This window comes from Roseomonas sp. BN140053, assembly GCF_047690175.1.
Taxonomy (GTDB): Bacteria; Pseudomonadota; Alphaproteobacteria; order Acetobacterales; family Acetobacteraceae; genus Roseomonas.
Window position 1 is genome coordinate 325,418 of record NZ_JBLLEB010000002.1, and the last position, 17,589, is coordinate 343,006.

The 17,589-nt window shown below is 73.8% G+C and carries 15 protein-coding genes and 1 tRNA gene; 12 read left to right on the forward strand and 4 right to left on the reverse strand.

The window, feature by feature from the left end; genetic code table 11:
• The first annotated feature begins 80 nt into the window (after positions 1–80).
• The 3 genes from ACLIBK_RS03615 to ACLIBK_RS03625 all read left to right on the forward strand — a co-directional run bounded on the left by ACLIBK_RS03615 (position 81) and on the right by ACLIBK_RS03625 (position 3,413).
• Positions 81–1,097, forward strand: coding sequence for a LysR family transcriptional regulator (locus tag ACLIBK_RS03615; protein WP_415385856.1), 1,017 nt, complete (start codon positions 81–83; stop codon positions 1,095–1,097).
• Between the two features lie 10 nt (positions 1,098–1,107).
• Entirely contained in the window at positions 1,108–2,286 is a 1,179-nt protein-coding gene (locus ACLIBK_RS03620; protein WP_415385857.1) for a mandelate racemase/muconate lactonizing enzyme family protein, read from the forward strand.
• Positions 2,287–2,438: 152 nt separating this feature from the next.
• On the forward strand, positions 2,439–3,413 hold the full coding sequence (locus ACLIBK_RS03625) for a Bug family tripartite tricarboxylate transporter substrate binding protein (protein WP_415385858.1): 975 nt from the start codon (positions 2,439–2,441) through the stop codon (positions 3,411–3,413).
• A 243-nt stretch (positions 3,414–3,656) separates the two neighbouring features.
• Here ACLIBK_RS03625 and nhaA read toward each other — a convergent pair whose 3' ends face one another.
• Positions 3,657–4,868, reverse strand: a complete 1,212-nt coding sequence (gene nhaA / locus ACLIBK_RS03630; protein WP_415385859.1) for a Na+/H+ antiporter NhaA — start codon at positions 4,866–4,868, stop codon at positions 3,657–3,659.
• Between the two features lie 204 nt (positions 4,869–5,072).
• A complete protein-coding gene (locus ACLIBK_RS03635) occupies positions 5,073–5,741 on the reverse strand; it encodes an alpha/beta hydrolase (protein WP_415385860.1) in 669 nt (222 codons plus the stop codon).
• Between the two features lie 372 nt (positions 5,742–6,113).
• Between ACLIBK_RS03635 and ACLIBK_RS03640 the strand changes: the two genes are divergently transcribed.
• The 7 genes from ACLIBK_RS03640 (at position 6,114) to ACLIBK_RS03670 (ending at position 11,524) form a co-directional block, all read left to right on the forward strand.
• On the forward strand, positions 6,114–6,623 hold the full coding sequence (locus ACLIBK_RS03640; RefSeq protein ID WP_415385861.1) for an Rrf2 family transcriptional regulator: 510 nt from the start codon (positions 6,114–6,116) through the stop codon (positions 6,621–6,623).
• Between the two features lie 16 nt (positions 6,624–6,639).
• Entirely contained in the window at positions 6,640–7,752 is a 1,113-nt protein-coding gene (locus ACLIBK_RS03645) for a cysteine desulfurase family protein (RefSeq protein WP_415385862.1), read from the forward strand.
• Positions 7,753–7,901: 149 nt separating this feature from the next.
• Entirely contained in the window at positions 7,902–9,119 is a 1,218-nt protein-coding gene (locus ACLIBK_RS03650) for a cysteine desulfurase family protein (RefSeq protein WP_415385863.1), read from the forward strand.
• Between the two features lie 10 nt (positions 9,120–9,129).
• A complete protein-coding gene (locus ACLIBK_RS03655; protein WP_415385864.1) occupies positions 9,130–9,459 on the forward strand; it encodes a ferredoxin family 2Fe-2S iron-sulfur cluster binding protein in 330 nt (109 codons plus the stop codon).
• A gap of 1 nt (position 9,460) precedes the next feature.
• Entirely contained in the window at positions 9,461–10,324 is an 864-nt protein-coding gene (gene tenA / locus ACLIBK_RS03660) for a thiaminase II (RefSeq protein ID WP_415385865.1), read from the forward strand.
• Positions 10,325–10,335: 11 nt separating this feature from the next.
• On the forward strand, positions 10,336–11,436 hold the full coding sequence (mnmA, locus tag ACLIBK_RS03665) for a tRNA 2-thiouridine(34) synthase MnmA (protein ID WP_415385929.1): 1,101 nt from the start codon (positions 10,336–10,338) through the stop codon (positions 11,434–11,436).
• A 16-nt stretch (positions 11,437–11,452) separates the two neighbouring features.
• A tRNA-Met gene (locus ACLIBK_RS03670) sits at positions 11,453–11,524 on the forward strand.
• A 242-nt stretch (positions 11,525–11,766) separates the two neighbouring features.
• On the opposite strand, the gene ACLIBK_RS03675 is transcribed toward ACLIBK_RS03670, so the two are convergent.
• The gene (locus ACLIBK_RS03675; RefSeq protein WP_415385866.1) at positions 11,767–12,768 is read right to left on the reverse strand and encodes a Gfo/Idh/MocA family protein; all 1,002 of its coding nucleotides are present in this window, start codon (positions 12,766–12,768) and stop codon (positions 11,767–11,769) included.
• On the reverse strand, positions 12,765–13,745 hold the full coding sequence (locus tag ACLIBK_RS03680; RefSeq protein ID WP_415385867.1) for an MDR/zinc-dependent alcohol dehydrogenase-like family protein: 981 nt from the start codon (positions 13,743–13,745) through the stop codon (positions 12,765–12,767). The genes ACLIBK_RS03675 and ACLIBK_RS03680 overlap by 4 nt, the downstream gene beginning before the upstream one ends.
• A gap of 522 nt (positions 13,746–14,267) precedes the next feature.
• Between ACLIBK_RS03680 and ACLIBK_RS03685 the strand changes: the two genes are divergently transcribed.
• Both ACLIBK_RS03685 and ACLIBK_RS03690 read left to right on the forward strand, forming a co-directional pair.
• Positions 14,268–15,581, forward strand: coding sequence for a D-alanyl-D-alanine carboxypeptidase family protein (locus ACLIBK_RS03685; RefSeq protein ID WP_415385868.1), 1,314 nt, complete (start codon positions 14,268–14,270; stop codon positions 15,579–15,581).
• A 125-nt stretch (positions 15,582–15,706) separates the two neighbouring features.
• Positions 15,707–17,578, forward strand: coding sequence for an ABC-F family ATP-binding cassette domain-containing protein (locus ACLIBK_RS03690; RefSeq protein ID WP_415385869.1), 1,872 nt, complete (start codon positions 15,707–15,709; stop codon positions 17,576–17,578).
• Positions 17,579–17,589 lie beyond the last annotated feature (11 nt).

The following is a 17,589-nucleotide window of genomic DNA, read 5'->3' on the forward strand; positions in this document are numbered from 1 at the left end:
GCTTCCCGCCGCCATCCCCCTCCGCCAAGGTCGTCGCGCGCGGGCCGGGGCCGGCGCAGCGGTGGGGGGACGGGCAGGACGTGCGACGCTTGCCGGGCGGAGAGAATGCCACGGCCTCGGGCGGCCGCCTGCGACGGCTCGACCTCACCTCCCTGTCGCTGTTCGAGGCGGTGGCCGAGAGCGGCAGCCTCAGCGCCGCCTGCGCCCGCCTGAACCTCGCGGTGGCCGCCGGCAGCCGCCGCATCGCGGACCTGGAAGCGACGCTGGGGACGCGGCTGCTGGAACGCGGCGGCCGCGGCATGCGCCTGACCCCGGCGGGCGAGGCGGCGCTGGAACGCTGGCGCGGCCTGGCGGAAGGGCTGCGGCGCCTGCTGGTGGAGAGCGGCGACATCGGCGCCGGCGGGCGCGTCCACCTGCACGTGGCGGCCAGCGTGTCGGTGGTGGTGCAGTTCCTGCCCGGGCTGCTGGGCGGCTTCCTGTCGGCGCACCCGGCCTGCCGGCTGGACCTGCGGGAAATGACCAGCCGCGACGCGGCGGTGGCGCTGCGCGACGGGGCGGTGGAACTGGCGCTGTTGGACGCCGCCTGGGTGACGCCGGGGCTGGAATGGCGCCCCTGGCAGGAGGACCGGCTGGTGGCGGTGGTGCCCCCCGGCCATCCCCTGTGGCCGGAAAAGCGCGGCGCCCCCCTGCCCTTCGCCGCCCTGTTGGCCTTCGACCTGGTGGGGCTGGACCACCGCACGGCGCTGCACGCCGCCCTGCGCCGCGCCGCGGCCGAGGCCGGGCAGGAGCTTCGCCTGCGGGTGCAGGTCGGCTCCTTCGAGGCTGCGCTGCGCATGGTGCGCGCCGGGCTGGGCGCCGCCGTGCTGCCGGAATCCCTGGCGCGTTCCGCCCGCGACCTCGCCGCCCTGCCGCTGGCCGATCCCTGGGCGCGCCGGCAGCACGTGGTCGCCGCCCGCTCCTTCGCCGCGCTGACCGAGCCGGCGCGGCTCTTCGCGGAATACCTCGCTCCCGCCGCCAGCCTTCGCCCCCGGCGAAAGCCCGCTTCGCGTATTCGTGCTGGACAGCGGGCCGCCCCGGCGCGCCAATCGCGCGAGTGAGGAACGTCCCTTGAACCAAGACACCGCCGACCGGCACCGCATCGCGCGCGTGACCGCCACCCCCCTGAACGTGGAGGCGCGCTTCGACCTGCCGGGCTTCGCGCGCGACGCGTCGCTTTCCCTGGTGCTGGTGGAGGTGGAAACCCAGGGCGGCCTGGTCGGCCACGGCCTGACCGCCATCACCGAGGAAGAGATCGTCGCCGCGGCGGTGAACGAGGTCGCCGGCCCTGCGCTGATCGGCGAGGACGCGCTGGCGCACGAGAAGCTGTGGGACCGGCTGTACTGGCTGCTCTCGCCGCGCGGGCAGACCGGCTACGCCAGCCACGCGATGGCGGCGATCGACCTGGCGCTGTGGGACATCAAGGGCAAGGCGCTGAACCAGCCGGTGTGGCGGCTGCTGGGGGCGGCGCGGCCGCGCGTGCCGGTCTACGTCACCTTCGGCTTCGCTTCCATGGACCGCGACCAGCTGGCATCCGCGGCCAAGCACTGGGCCGGCCAGGGCAATGCCCGGCTGAAGATGGTGGTGGGCCACCACGCGCAGCAGCGCCGCGACGAGCCGCGCCCGGTGCTGGACGTGCTGCGCGAGGACCTGCAGCGGGTCCGTGCCGTGCGCGACGCGGTGGGGCCGGAGCCGCTGATCTACCTCGACGCCAACTGCTCGCTGGACCCCTACAACGCGCGCTGGCTGGCGGAACGCGTGGCGGAGCTGAACATCGGCTTCTTCGAGGAGCCGATCGCCGAGAACGACCCGCGCCAGCTCGCCCTGCTGCGCTCGCAGGTGCGGGTGCCGCTGGCCGCCGGGCAGAACGAGGGCCTGCTGCACCGCTTCCGCGGCCTGGTGGAAGCCCAGGCGGTGGACGTGCTGCAGCCCAACGTCGCCATCGGTGGCGGCTACACCCAGTGCCTGCGCGCGGCGGGGCTGGCCGCGGCCTTCAACCAGCCGATCGCCAACGGCGGCGCCTGGACGCACCACAACATGCACTTCCACGCCGGCATCGCGAATGGCGGGCTGGTGGAATACCACCACCTCGCCGTGCTGGTGACCGAGCGCATCTTCGGCGCCCTGCCGCGGCCGGAAGCGGGCTGGATCACCCTGCCGGAAGCGCCCGGCCTGGGCTTCTCGCCGGACCCGGCGGCGGTGCGGGAACTGGCGCGGGTGCCGACCTCGCGCGGCAAGGGCAAGGCCTGAACCGCGGCGGCGCCGTTTCCGGTTTTCACGGCCGGGAAACGGACCCACCGACAAGATCGCCCACCACGGGGCAGCAGAAACCCGGCACTGTGCCCGCGCGACGGCCTTCGCGGAACGGCGCGACGGCAGGGCTGGCAGGGAGGAGAAGAACCATGAACAGGCGGAGCATCTTGGCAGCGGGGGCCTCCCTCGGCCTGCTGCCTTTGTCGGGTCGTTCCGCGCGGGCGCAGGAATGGCCCAGCCGCCCCGTGCAGCTGGTGGTGCCCTCCTCGCCGGGCGGATCGCTGGACACGCTGGCGCGGCTGCTGTCGGAAGGGCTGCGCACGCCGCTCGGGCAGACCGTGGTGGTGGAGAACCGGGCCGGCGCCGCGGGGGCCATCGGGGCGGACTACATCGCCAAGTCGCCGCCCGACGGCACGCGCTTCCTGTTCGGTGCCGTGCACCACGCCATCCTGCCGGCCGTGCAGCACGTCCCCTACGACAGCGCCAACGACCTGACGCCGGTAACGGGCATCGGCGGCTCGCCCAATGCGCTGCTGGTGCCGCCCTCGCTGCCCGCGCGCAGCATGCCGGAGCTGGTGTCCTGGATGCGCGCGCAGCCTGCGGGGTCGCTGACCTATGCCACCGGCGGGCCGGGCGGGCTGCACCACCTGACCGGGGCGATGTTTGCCCGCGCCCTGGGGATCGAGATGACCGCCGTGCACTATCGCGGCAGCGCGCCGGCCATCAACGACCTCGTCGCCGGCCGCACCACCCTGATGTTCGAAACGCTGCCCTCGGCGGCCGGGCAGATCCGCGGCGGCGCGCTGCGCGCCCTGGCCGTCACCAGCGCGGCGCGCTCGCCGGCCTTTCCGGACCTGCCGACCATGACGGAGGCCGGCTTCCCCAACATCCAGATGGAAACCTGGTACGGCTTGTTCGGCCCCAAGAACACGCCGGACGCCATCGTGCAGCGCCTGCGCGGCGCCGTGGCCGAGGTGCTGGCCACCCCCACCATCCAGGCTGCCTGGACGCAGAACGGCGTGGCCGGCGGCGGCGAGCCGGTGGCGACCTTCACCGCCTTCTGGCGCAACGAGCTGACCCGCTGGGCGAGCCTGGCGCGAGAGGCCGGGATGGAGCGGGAATGATCGTCCGGCCCGCGGCCGCGTAGGGCCGCGGGCGGCCCCGTTCCCGGAGGCGGAGACGTCCGGGCCAGTTGTTCGTCCGCAGCAGGCGGGCGCTCGGCGTATCGCGCCGGAGGCGGAGCGGCCGCGAACCGCCCGCCAACGGCCGCCGCGAACCGGCCGCGGAATGCCCGGTTCGCGTGTGGGCCCGGCCCCGGCCCTGCCCCCGCGGCAGCCTCGGGTCGCGATGCGCCGCCCTGCGGCGCGCTAGCGGGACACCTCCGGCTGCGGCGCTTCGCGGGGCACCACCTGCAGCACCGCCCAGCCCGCCAGTCCCGCCAGCACCGAGCCGCCGAGGATGCCGAGCTTCACCTCGTCCTGCAGCAGGGGATCATCGGCAAAGGCCAGCAGCCCGATGAACAGGCTCATGGTGAAGCCGATCCCGCACAGCAGCGCCACGCCGAAGAGCTGCGGCCAGCTCGCCCCCGCCGGCAGGTCGGCCAGGCCCAGCCGGATGGCCAGCCCGGCGCTGCCGAACACCCCGACCACCTTGCCCAGCAGCAGCCCGCCCGCCACGCCCAGCGTCAGCGGCTGCAGCAGCACCGACGGGTCCAGCCCAACAAACGACACGCCCGCATTGGCGAAGCCGAAGAGCGGCACGATCAGGAAGGCCACCGGCTTGTGCAGCACGTGTTCCAGCAGGTGCAGCGGCGAGCCCTCGGCCGTGTCGGGCGTCCCCGGCGTGGTGCGGATGGGAATGCACAGCGCCAGCGCCACGCCCGCGATGGTGGCGTGGATGCCGGAGCGCAGGGTGAAGACCCACAGCACCAGGCCCAGCAGCAGGAAGGGCGACAGGCGGCGCACGCCGGCCCGGTTCAGCGCCGCCAGCACCACCAGCACCGCGGCCGCCGCGGCCAGGTCGGGAAAGGACAGGTCGCCCGAATAGAACAGCGCGATGATCAGCACCGCGCCGAGGTCGTCGATGATCGCCAGCGCCGTGAGGAACACCTTCAGCGTCACCGGCACGCGCGGCCCCAACAGGGACAGCACGCCCAGCGCGAAGGCGATGTCGGTGGCGGTGGGAATGGCCCAGCCGCGCAGCGTCGCCGGGTCGTGCCAGTTCAGCGCGGCGTAGATCACCGCGGGCACGGCCATGCCGCCCGCCGCGGCGATCCCGGGCAGGGCGCGGCGCGACCAAGTGGACAGCTGGCCGTCCAGCATCTCGCGCTTGATCTCCAGCCCGACGAGCAGGAAGAACACGGCCATCAGCCCGTCATTGATCCAGTGCGACAGGCTGAGCGGGCCGAGGGACAGGTGCAGCGCTTCCGCGTAGGCGAAGCGCAGCGGCGAATTGGCCACCACCAGCGCGAAGGCGGCCGCGCCCATCAGGACCAGCCCGCCGGAGGCTTCCTTGTCCAGGAAGTTGCGCAGCGGCGAGGCCGCCCGGAACGGGTGTGGGAAAGGCTTCGCGTTGGGCATGCGCGCTGCGATGCCCGGTATCCAGAGCTGCTTCAAGCCGGATTCGAGAGCTGGCAGCCACGGGGCGGAAGGGCCGTGCCGGCAGGCCGCGAGCCACGCGGAAGCGCTAGGCGGCGGCGATCGGACCGGAGCTTCGGGCAAGAAAGAGGGCGGAAAGGCTTCGCGCCCTTCCGCCCGTTCAGGCTTCGTCCGGGATACCGGAGCTCAGTCGGCCGCCATCGACATGCGCGCGCGGTTCAGCACCGTCATCACGTGGTCCTGGGTGGCATCCGCCACGCGCTCGGTCTGTTCCGGCGTGAACACATGGCCGGCGCCTTCCATGACGCGGTAGTCGATCTTCACGCCCTTCTGGGTGTTCAGCTTGTCCACCAGCTTCCGCACGCTCGGCTCCGGCACCAGCTCGTCGTCCTGACCGTGCAGGATCAGGCCGGAACAGGGGCAGGGCGCCAGGAAGCCGAAATCGTAATGGCTGGCGGGGGCGGAAATCGACACGAAGCCGCCCATCTCCGGCCGGCGCATCAGCAGCTGCATGCCGACATAGGCGCCGAAGGAATACCCCGCGACCCACAGCATGGGCGCCGCGGGGTTCACCGTCTGCAGGAAGTCCAGCGCCGAGGCCGCGTCGGAGATTTCGCCGATGCCGCCGTCGTAGCGGCCCTGGCTCTTGCCAACGCCGCGGAAGTTGAAGCGCAGGGTGGAGAAGCCCATCGCCTGGAACCGGGTGTAGAGCCCGTGCACCACGCGGTTGTTCATGGTCCCGCCATGCAGCGGGTGGGGATGCAGGATCAGGGCTACGGGCGAATTCGGGCGCTTGGAATGGTGATAGCGCCCCTCGAGCCGGCCATCCGGGCCGGCAAACATCACTTCGGGCATCGTACCCTTGCATCCACATCCTTGGGGCTGCGCGCGAACACGCATCCCGAGCCAAAGCCCTGGCCTGGCATCGCAGCCAGCCGTGCGATCACATCCGGAAAACGCCCGCGACCAGGGAGCCCCCTGGCGGCCATGCCTGGCCTGCCATAGGGTCAGCGTCCCGCGCCTGACCGATTCCGAACCCCGCCGTGATGCCCCGGGAAGGGCTTACGAAGCCCGGGGCAGCGCCAATATAGGCGTCAGTTCGCAGTTTTCATAACGGAATCATGGCATGTCGCCTATGTTCACGCGCCGAGGCGATGCTTTGCCCCTGTTGCACAGGCCCGCGCCGTGCCCGGCCCCCCTGCCCCATCCACGGTGGAGCTGACCGGCATGCGCTTGTCCACCCGGGGACGCTACGCGGTGATGGCCATGGTGGAGCTCGCCGGCCGCGCCCGCGATTCCGGCACGCCCCAGGGCCGCCCGGTCAGCCTGGGCGAGATCGCCAGTGCCCAGCAGCTGTCGCAGGCCTATCTGGAACAACTCTTCGCGCGGTTGCGCCGGGCGGAGCTGGTGGGGTCCGCCCGCGGCCCCGGCGGCGGCTACCGGCTGTCGCGCCCGGCGGCCGACATTGCCGTGAGCGCGATCGTGGACGCGGTGGACGAGCCCATCGCCGCCACCCGCTGCGAGGAAGGCGGCCCGGGCTGCCTGGCCGGCGGACGCTGCACCACCCACGACCTGTGGGCCGAACTGGGCGAGCAGATCCGCCTGTTCCTGGCCGGGGTGACGCTGGCGGACGTGGTGGAAGGCCGGGTGCTGGACCGCGCCGCGCCCCCCTATCGCTGGGGCCACAACGGGGCGCACCGCGCCGGTCCCGGCCACAACCACCCGGACGGGCCGTGACCCCGCGCGCGGTGCCGTGAGCCTCTACCTCGACGCCAACGCCACGGAGCCGCTGCGCCCCGAAGCCCGCCGGGCCGCCATCGAGGCGCTCGACCTTCCCGGCAACCCGTCCTCCGTGCACGCGGATGGCCGCGCCGCCCGCCGCATCCTGGAACGGGCGCGGGCGCAGGTGGCCCAGCGCTTCGGCGCCCGGCCGCCCGAGGTGGTGTTCACCTCCGGCGGCACGGAGGCCGACACCCTGGCCATCCGCGGCCTGGGCGCCGGGCGCCGGCTGCTGGTGGGCAGCACGGAACACCCGGCGGTTCTCGCGGCGGCCGACGCGCAGGCCAGCGGCGGCGCGGCGGCCGCGCGCCTGCCGGTCACGCCGGACGGGGTGCTCGACCTCGCGGCGCTGGAGGCGGCCCTTGCCGAGGGTTCTCCCGCCCTGGTCTGCCTGATGCTGGCCAACAACGAGACCGGGGTGCTGCACCCCGTCGCCGAGGCCGCGGCGTTGTGCCGCCGCCACGGCGCCCGGCTGCACGTCGATGCCGTCCAGGCCGGCGGCCGCGTGCCGGTGTCCCTGGGTGAACTGGGGGCCGACAGCCTGGCGGTGTCGGGCCACAAGCTGGGCGGGCCCAAGGGCGCCGGGGCGCTGCTGCTGCGGCCCGGGCTGGATCTCGCCCCCGGCACCACCGGCGGCGGGCAGGAACGCGGCCGGCGCGGCGGCACGGAAGCGCTGCCCGCCATTGCCGGGCTGGGCGCCGCAGCCGAGGCCGCCGACCCCGCCCTGGCAGCCCGCCTCGCCACCCTGCGCGACGCGATCGAGGCCGGCGCCGGCGCAATCGTTGCCGGGGCCGGCGCGCCCCGCCTGCCCAACACCAGCTGCCTGGTGCTGCCGGGGGTGCCCGCGGAAACCCAGGTGATCGCCCTGGACCTCGCGGGGGTGCGGGTGTCCGCCGGGGCGGCTTGCTCCTCCGGCAAGGTGGGGCGCTCGCCCGTGCTGGACGCCATGGGGCTGGGGGCAGAGGCGGGCTGCGCGATCCGCGTGTCGCTGCCCTGGAATGCCGCGCCCGACGCCGCGGCGCGTTTCCTGGACGCCTATGCCGCCATGCGGTCCCGCCTGCGGCGCGAGCAGCCCGCCGCGGCCTAGCGGCGCGCTCTGACGGTGCGGCCGGGGCCATGGCTTGGCAGCGCGGCGGGGGCCACGGTTCAGCCTCGCGGCCGGGGGTGCGGCGCCAACATGCCGGGGATGCGAAGACCCTCTCGCGTCGCGGCGCCACAGGACCCATCTTGCCCGGCATGAGTGCGCCACCCACCCCTGGGGCGAACCGCCCGATCTACCTGGACAACCACGCCACCACCCCGCCCGACCCGCGGGTGCTGGCGGCGATGCGGCCCTGGTGGGAGGAGAACTTCGCCAACCCCGCCAGCGTCGAGCACACCCTGGGCCGCGCCGCGGAAGAAGCCGTGGAAGCCGCCCGCGCCGAGATCGCCGCCCTGATCGGGGCGGAAGCGCGGGAGATCGTGCTCACCTCCGGCGCCACAGAAAGCAACAACCTGGCGATCAAGGGCGCGGCGCGCTTCGCGGCGTCGCAGGCGCCGGACGGGTCAGCCGCGGGCCTGGAGCGGCGACGGATCATCACCGTCGCCACCGAACACAAATGCGTCCTGGAGAGCGTCCGCGACCTTCAGGCCGAAGGCTTCGAGCCGGTGATCCTGCCGGTCGGCCCCGACGGGCTGCTGAACCCGGAGGTGCTGCGCGCCGCCGTGGACGAGCGCACGCTGCTGGTCAGCGTGATGGCCGTCAACAACGAGATCGGCGTGGTGCAGGACCTGCCGGTTCTGGTCGCGATCAGCAAGGTGTCCGGCGCCCTGTTCCACACCGATGCCGCCCAGGCGGCCGGGCGCATCCCGCTGGATGTCGGCGCCGTGCCGATCGACCTGCTGTCGCTGTCCGCCCACAAGCTCTACGGCCCCAAGGGCATCGGCGCGCTGTATGTCCGCCGCCGGCCGCGGGTGCGGCTGGCCCCGTTGCTGTCGGGCGGCGGGCAGGAGCGCGGGCTGCGCTCCGGCACCCTGCCCGCCCCGCTGGTGGTCGGGTTCGGCGAGGCCGCCCGCATCGCCCGGCTGGAAGGCACGCTGGATGCGGGCCGCATCGCCGGGCAGCGCGACCGCTTCCTGGCGGCGCTGCAGGCGGCGGTGCCGGGGCTGCAGGTCAACGGTCACGCGGAGCGTCGGGTGTCCGGCAACCTCAACCTGACCTTTCCCGGTGGCGCCGACGCCCAGGCGATCATGGCCGCGGCGCCGGGCGTTTGCGTCTCCACCGGCTCGGCCTGTTCCTCGGCCGCGGTGGAGCCGTCCTACGTGCTGCGGGCGATCGGGCTGGAGGAGGCCGCGGCGCGCGCGACCTTGCGCGTGGGGATCGGGCGCTTTACCTCGCCCGCGGAGGTGGACCGGGCCGCGGCGCTGCTGGCGCGCGCCTGGGAGTCCACGGTTTCACGACGAGCGGCAGAGTAGGGAACGGCGCATGCCGAAGATGACCTTCATCGAGCGCAACGGCACGCCCCGCGAGGTGGACGCGCCGCTCGGGCTCAGCGTCCTGGAAATCGCGCACCGGCACGGCGTGGACATCGAGGGTGCCTGCGAGGGCTCCCTCGCCTGCTCCACCTGCCACGTGATCGTGGACCCGTCCTGGTTCCCCAAGCTGGTGGAGCCGACCGAGGACGAGGAGGACATGCTCGACCTCGCCTTCGACCTGCAGGAAACCTCGCGCCTGGGCTGCCAGCTGGTGATGACCGATGCGCTGGACGGCCTGGTGGTGAAGCTGCCCGCCGGCAGCAAGCACGCCGGCGGCTGAGATGAGCGCCGACACCGCGCCGGGCGCCGCCCAGGCCGCTGCCGCCGGCGCGGGGTCGGCCGCGACCCCCGACGCTGCCGCCCGGGCCGCGGCGGCGGGGGGCATCGCCGCCCCGCCGGCCGCGGAGGCGGCGCTGTCCGTGGAAGGTCAGCCGGGCGGGCTGTTTCAGCGCCTGCGCGCGGGTGCTGCGGCGCAGTGGGACGCTTATTGCTGGCATCCCTTCGTGCAGGGCCTGGCGGAGGGCACGCTGCCCCTGCCCGCCTTTCAGCGCTACCTCGTGCAGGACTACCTGTTCCTGATCCAGTTCGCCCGCGCCCATGCCCTGGCGCTGTTCAAGGCCGAGAGCCTGGACGCCATGCGCCGCAAGCAGGCCGTGCTGGGCAACATCCTGAGCGAAACCAAGCTGCACCTGCGCTACTGCGCCGAATGGGGGCTGAGCGAGGCCGCCGTGGTGGCGGAAAAGGAAGCGCCGGAAACCGTCGCCTATACCCGCTGGGTGCTGGACCGCGGCTTCGCCGGCGACATCCTGGACCTGGAAGTCGCCCTGGCCCCCTGCACCGTCGGCTACGGCGAGGTCGCCCGCCGCATCGAGGCGCATCCCGGCCGCAACCGCGACAACAACCCCTACGAGTCCTGGATCAGCAGCTACGCCAGCGCCGACTACCAGCAGGTCGCCGCCCGCGGCGTGGCGCGGCTGGACGCGCTGGGCGCCAGCCACGGCGGCGAAGCGCGGCTCGCCTCGCTCACGGCCACCTTCGCGGAAGCCGCCCGGCTGGAAGCGGATTTCTGGCAGATGGGGCTGAACGCCGTGCCGTCGCGCCAGGATGTCGGCGTCGCGGTCGCAGCGCTGTCCGGCGTGGCCTGATGCAGCGCGCGATGCGGATCCTGGTGGCCATGTCCGGCGGCGTGGACAGCTCGGTGGTGGCCGGGCTGCTGCACGAGGCCGGGCACGAGGTGGTCGGCGCCACGCTGCAGCTCTACGACCACGGTGCCGCGACCTCCCGCAAGGGCGCCTGCTGCGCCGGCCAGGACATCCACGACGCCCGCGACGTGGCGGACCGGCTGGGCTTCCCGCACTACGTGCTGGACCGCGAGGCGCGCTTCCGTTCCGCCGTGATCGACGACTTCGCCGGCAGCTATGCCCGCGGCGAAACACCGATCCCCTGCATCCGCTGCAACCAGACGGTGAAGTTCCAGGACCTCGTGGCCCTGGCCCGCGACCTCGGCTGCGAGGCGCTGGCCACCGGCCATTACGCCCGCCGCGCCGAGGGCCCGGACGGCCCCGAGCTGCGCCGCGCTGCCGACCCGGCGCGCGACCAATCCTACTTCCTCTTCGCCACCACGCGCGAGCAGCTGGCCTTCAGCCGCTTCCCGCTGGGCGAGATGCCGGACAAGGCCGCGGTGCGCGCCGAGGCCGTCCGCCTGGGCCTCGCCGTGGCTGAGAAGCCGGACAGCCAGGACATCTGCTTCGTGCCCTCCGGCCGCTACCACGAGGCCGTGGCCAAGCTGCGCCCCGAGGCCGCCGAGCCCGGCGAGATCACCCACCTCGACGGCCGTGTGCTGGGCCGGCACGAGGGCATCGGTCGCTACACAATCGGCCAGGGCCGTGGGCTCGGCACCGCCTCGCGTGACGGCGCGGAGCCGCTCTTCGTCGCCCGCCTGGACGCTCCCGGCCGGCGCGTGGTGGTCGGCCCCCGCGCCGCCCTGCCGCGCCCCACGGCCACCGCCGGCGAGGTCAACTGGCTGGCCATCCCACCCGCGCACCCCTTCGCCGCGCAGGCGAAGTTCCGGGCGCGCGAGGTGCCGCAGCCGGTGCTGGCGGAATGGGACGCTGCCAACGGCCTGCTGCGCGTGACACCGGAAGCCCCGGTGATCGTCGCGCCCGGCCAGGCGCTGGTGCTCTACGACGGCGACCGCGTGCTGGGCGGTGGCTTCCTGCGGGCCCCGGCCGTTGACAGCGGCGACGTCGCGGCCTAATCGCGCGCCTCCGGCTGGCGGCGTAGCTCAGCGGTAGAGCAGGGGAATCATAATCCCTTGGTCGGCGGTTCAAATCCGTCCGCCGCTACCGGCCGGTTCCCGAAATGGCCCAATTCGCGCAGACCTTCAGGGGCTGCCGTCGTGCCTTCGGTACCATGCAGCGAGGAAAGCAAGCCGGGGGGAAGCATCCCCCCGGACCCCCTTCTCTTTTCGGAAGTTCCCGGGTGCTCCCGTGGCCGCCCGCGCGCTTCTCGACTCATGAAAAAAGGAGGGGGACTGGGGGAGTTCACTCCCCCGGCTTGGCTCAGCCTCCAGCGCCGTCCTTCAGCCTCAACGCCCGTAGATCGCGTCCAGCACCCGCGCCACCTCGACCAGCCGCGCCGCTTCCGGCGCGAAGCCCTCGCCCGCGGCGAGGCGCCTGGCCCAGTCCGCGGCGGCCCGCCCGCCCCAGTCGTCCGGCGGCGTCGCCAGTTCCTCGCGCGCGGTGCCGCGGAAGCGCTCGGCCGTGAAGTCGAAGAAGGACCCATCGACGTTGCGCAGCGCCGCACCGCCCTGCGTGCCGTAGAAGGCGGCCGAGATCATCGCGTCGCGGCCTGCCTGCAGCTTCCAGGAACAGGCCAGCTGCACCGCCGCCCCGCCCTCCAGCCCCAGCGTCGCCACCGCGTAGTCCTCCACACGGTCCGGCCGCCCGCCCAGCGGCTCGCCGCCCGCGAAGAGCCGGCTGGACACCTCCGTCACGCCCGGGAAGTCCAGCGCCCAGAGCGCCAGGTCCACGAGGTGCACGCCCAGGTCCATCACGCAGCCGCCGCCCGAAAGGGCGGGGTCGTAGAACCACGGCTTGTCCGGCCCGTAGGCGTTGTGGAACACCAGGTCCACGGCGAAGACGCGCCCCAGCTCGCCACCGCGCAGCAGCTCGCGGATGCGGCGCATGCCTTCCGTGAAGCGGTAGCTCAGGTCCACGCCCAGCAGCCGGTCCGCCGCGCGGGCCGCCTCCACCACCGCGACCACCTCGGCGGCGGTGCGGCCCAGCGGCTTCTGGCAGAACACGGCCACGCCGCGCTCCAGCGCGCGGATCGACTGTTCCGCGTGCAGGGCGCTGGGGGTGGCGATCACCACCCCGTCCAGCCCGGCCGCCAGCAGCGCGTCCAGGTCGGGCACCAGGGCGGCCCCCGGCGCCAGACGGGCCGCCTCGGCTGCCATCTCGGGGGACGGATCGGCGACGGCGGCGACTTCCACCGCGCCGGTGTCCAGGATGGCCTGCATGCGGTGCCGCCCGATCCAGCCCACGCCCAGGAAGCCCAGGCGCGGACGGCCCGCGGAACCCGGCGTCATCGCACCGTCACCAGCGCCTTGAGGAACCCGTCCGGCCGGTCGCGCGTGGCGTCCAGCGCCTCGCCCAACCGGTCCAGCGGGAAGCGGTGGGTGTAGAGCGGGCTGGGGTCCAGTCGGCCGGAAGCCACCGCCTCCACCGCGTCGCGGATGCCGGCCAGGTAGACCTTGGGGTCGCGCTCATGGGCGTTGATCACGTCCAGCCCGCGCCAGTTCCACAGCCACATGTTGACCTGCCGTGGCCCGTCCTGGTGGTAGCCCGCGACGATCAGCCGGCCGCGCTCCTTGCAAAGTTCCGCCGCGAGGTCGAGCGGCCACTGCTTGCCCACCGCCTCGATCACCACGTCGCAGAAGCGGCCCTCGGTCAGCTCCTTCACGCAGGCGATGATGCCGTTGTGGTCCTCCATCGGGATGGTCTCGGCGGCGCCGAACTGCCGCGCCACCTCCAGCGAGAAGGGACGGCGCGACACCGCGATCACCCGCGCGCCGGCATCGGTGGCCAGCCGGCACAGGATGGCGCCTAGGAAGCCGATGCCCACGATGGCCACGGTCTGCCCGGCCTCGATGCCGGAGCGGCGGAAGATGTTCATGGCGCAGCCCAGCGGCTCGCCCGGAAAGGGCTGCCCGGCTAGGCTGTCCGGCAGGCGCACCACGGCGTCGGCCTCGGCCAGGTCGTATTCGGCGTAGCTGCGGAACGACAGCGCGGCGACGCGGTCGCCGGGCGCCAGCCCCTCCACCCCCTCGCCCACCGCGTCCACCACGCCCCAGCCCTCGTGCCCGAGGTCGCCGGGCTGGGTGGGAAACTGCATCCATTCCGGCCCGGCCCAGGGCGTCAGGTTGGAGGCGCAGACGCCGCAGCCTTCCAGCCGCAGCCTCACCTGCCCGGGACCCGGCTCGGGGCGGGCGACCTCCTCCAGCCGCAGCTGCCCCGGGCCGGACAGCACGGCGGCCCGCATGCGCGGGGCGGCAGCGTCGCTCATCGCGCCGCCTCCGGGTGGCGGGCGCGCGGGAAGGCGGGAACGGAACGGGTCAAGCGATATGCTCTCGTGGTTGCTGCGGTGTTCCGTGTACGACTCGCGGGAAGCGCGCTTCAAGGCAGGGCGGCGTCACGGAACCGTCGGTGATCCGGCAGGGCCGCAGCGCCGCGAACCGGGCGGCAGGAGGCACGCGACCCGGTCACGACCGAGCCCGTCGGCAGCGCCGGGAAACGACGCGCGGCCGCCCCGGCCGGTGCGAAACTCGGCCAGCCGCGACTCGGCCCGGACCGAGGCGGCGACCGGCCCCGTCGCGCAACGCCGTGTTTCAGCCGGTAACGAAGCGTCTTAACGCGCCGGAAATGACGCCGCCGTAGTGTGGCCGACAGGACGCGGTCACGCCGGGAATGCCGCCGAACAGGCTGGCACCGGCCGATCCGCGGTTGCCGCGGACGTCGATCCGGCTTCTCCGTGCGGGATGCGCGGACAGCCGGGGGGCACGGTCCGCCGGAGGGGGACTGGAACCGCATGACCCGAACCGGTGCGTTCTCGCGGCGATCTGCCCTCGCTCTCGCCCTGCTCGCGGTCCTCTGGCTGCCCTCGCGTGGCGCCCAGGCACAGATCGGCAGCGACCGCTACGCCTCCATCGTGCTGGACGCGCGCAGCAGCACGGTGCTGTCCGCCAGCAGCCCGGACGCGCTGCGCTTCCCGGCCTCGCTGACCAAGATGATGACCCTCTACCTGCTGTTCGAGGCGATGCGCGACCACGGGCTTTCCCCCGCCACGCGCATTCCCGTTTCGGCCAACGCGGCGGCGCAGCCCCCCTCGCGGCTCGGGCTGCGGGCGGGCTCCTCCATCGCAGTGCGCGACGCCATCCTGGCCCTGGTCACGCGCTCGGCCAACGACGTGGCGGTGGCGGTGGGCGAGTTCCTCGGCGGCGGCAGCGAAGCCTTCTTCGCGCGGGAAATGACCGGCCGCGCCCGGGCGCTGGGCATGGGCAGCACGGTGTTCCGCAACGCCTCCGGCCTGCCGGATTCCTGGCAGGTCACCACGGCCCGCGACATGGCCATCCTGGGCCTCGCCCTGATCCGCGACTTCCCCGGACGCTACGCCGCCTTTTCCACCGCGCGCTTCACCTGGCAGGGCAAGGCGGTGGTGGGGCACAACCGCGTCAACGCGCGCTACCCCGGCGCCGACGGCATCAAGACCGGCTATATCAACGCGTCAGGCTTCAACATCGTCACCTCGGCGCAGCGCGACGGCACGCGGCTGGTGGCCGTGGTGTTCGGTGGCAGCAGCGGCGAGGAACGCGACGAGCACGTGATGGCGCTGCTGGACGATGGCTTCGCCCGCAGCGTCCCGCGCAGCGACATGATGGTGGCGGGGCTGGGCCTGCCGCGCCTGGTGGGTTCGGCCATGGCGGCGCCGGTCCTGCCGCTGCCGTCGCGCGGCCTGCCGGGCCGCCCGGCCGCCTTCCCGGTGCCGTCGCGCGTCGCACCGCTGCCGGAGGTGATGGCCGACGTCCCCGCCGCCATGCGCGCCGCCCCGCCGCGCCGGGGGGCCGCGCAGCCGGCGGCGGCCGCGCTTCCCACCCCTGCCGCCTGGGCGGTGCAGGTCGGCGCCTTTGCCGCGCCCGCGGTTGCCCAGCGGGCAGCGGCCGAGGCGCTGCGCCGCGGCAACTGGCGCGGTGCCCGCACCGAGGTGGAGCGCGTGCAGGTCGGCGGGCGGACCTTTTTCCGCGCCCGCGTCACGGGCCTGACGCGGGCGGCTGCCCAGGCCGGCTGTGCCCGCCCGCGCGGCCCCTCCCCCTGCATGGTGGTGCCGCCGACCGAACGCGGCTGAACCCCGGCGCCGCGGCCCGGGGCGGCCGGAACCGGTGGGGTGGCCGGCGGTGATCCCCGCCGCCGGCGAGGGGCTGTTATGTGGCCGTGGCCTGCGCCGCGCCGCGGCGGTACAAGGCGCGCACCATGACCGTGCTCACCATCCAGGACCTGACCGTGCGCTTCGCCGGCCGGACGCTGCTCGACGGCGCCGCGCTGCAGCTGGACACCGGCAAGAAGATCGGGCTCGTCGGCCGCAACGGGGTCGGCAAGTCCACCCTGTTCCGCGTGCTGACCAAGCAGCTGCAGCCCGATGGCGGCGACATCCGCCTCGCCGCCCGGGCGCGCATGGCCTACCTGGCGCAGGAAGCGCCGGGCGGCGACGCCTCCCTGCTGGACACGGTGCTGGCCGCCGACACCGAACGCGCCGCCCTGCTGGCGGAACTGGAGGACCCCGACCTCCCCGCCAACCGCTCCGCCGAGGTGCATGAGCGCCTGCGCGCCATCTCCGCCGACACCGCGCCCGCTCGGGCCGGCACGGTGCTGAGCGGCCTGGGCTTCGACGCCGCGGCGCAGGCGCGCGCCATCGGCGAATATTCCGGCGGCTGGCGGATGCGCGTGGCCCTGGCCCGCGCCCTGTTCCTGGAACCCGACCTGCTGCTGCTGGACGAGCCGACCAACCACCTCGACCTGGAAGCCACGATCTGGCTGGAACAGTGGCTCAAGCGTTTCGCCGGCGCGGCCATCATCATCAGCCACGACCGCGACCTGCTGGACCGCTGCGTGGACGGCATCGCCCACCTGGATGGCGGCAAGATCACCGCCTATCCCGGCGGCTACACGGAATTCGTGCGCATCCGCACGGAGCGCCGGGCGCAGCAGGTGGCGGCCAACGCCAAGGTGATCGCCGAGCGCAAGCACATGCAGGCCTTCGTGGACCGCTTCCGCGCCAAGGCTTCCAAGGCGCGGCAGGCGCAGTCCCGCATCAAGGCGCTGGAGCGGCTGGGACCGGTGGAATCCGTGGTGGAGGACAAGGTCACCCACTTCAACTTCCCCGAACCGGCCGAGGTCGCGCCGCCGATCCTGACCATGATGGGCGCCACCGCCGGCTATGACGGCCGCCCGGTGCTGTCCGGCATGGAGCTGCGGCTGGACGGCGACGACCGCGTGGCGCTGCTGGGCGCCAACGGCAACGGCAAGTCCACCCTGGCCAAGCTGATCGCCGGCCGCATGACGGCGATCGACGGCGAGGTGAAGCGCACGCCGCGCCTCAAGGTCGGCTACTTCGCGCAGCACCAGGAAGCCGAGCTGGACCCCGAGGGCACGCCGCTGACGCACATGCAGGCGGCGCTGCCCAAGGCCACGGAAACCCAGTGCCGCGCCCAGCTGGCGCGCTTCGGGCTGGACGTGGACCGCGCCACCACGCTGGTGAAATCCTGCTCGGGCGGCGAGAAGGCGCGGCTGCTGCTGGCGCTGTGCACGCGCGAAGCGCCGCAGTTGCTGATCCTCGACGAGCCGACCAACCACCTGGACATGGACGCGCGCGACGCGCTGATCCGCGCCCTGGCCGATTTCGGCGGCGCGGTGCTGCTGATCACCCACGACCCGCGGCTGGTGGAACTGGTGGCGGACCGGCTCTGGCTGGTGGCCGACGGCACGGTGAAGCCCTTCGACGGCGACCTGGACGATTACCGCGCCATCCTGGCCGACCGCGCCCGCGCGCCCACGCGCGGCGACGCCACCCCGGCCAAGCGCGACGACCGCCGCGACCGCGCCCAGGCGCGCGCCGCCCTGGCGCCGCTGCGCGAGCGGGTCAAGGAGATCGACGGCAAGCTGGAAAAGCTGCGGCTGGAAGACCGGCTGATCGAGCGCAAGCTCGCGGACCCGGAATTCTACAACAAGCGCAAGGCGGCCGACATCACCTGGGCCACCACCCGCCGCGCGGCCATCGCGCACCAGGTCGGGCTGCTGGAGGAGGAATGGCTGAGCCTGAGCGAGCGGTTGGAAGAGGCTGCCTGAACCGCCCGGCC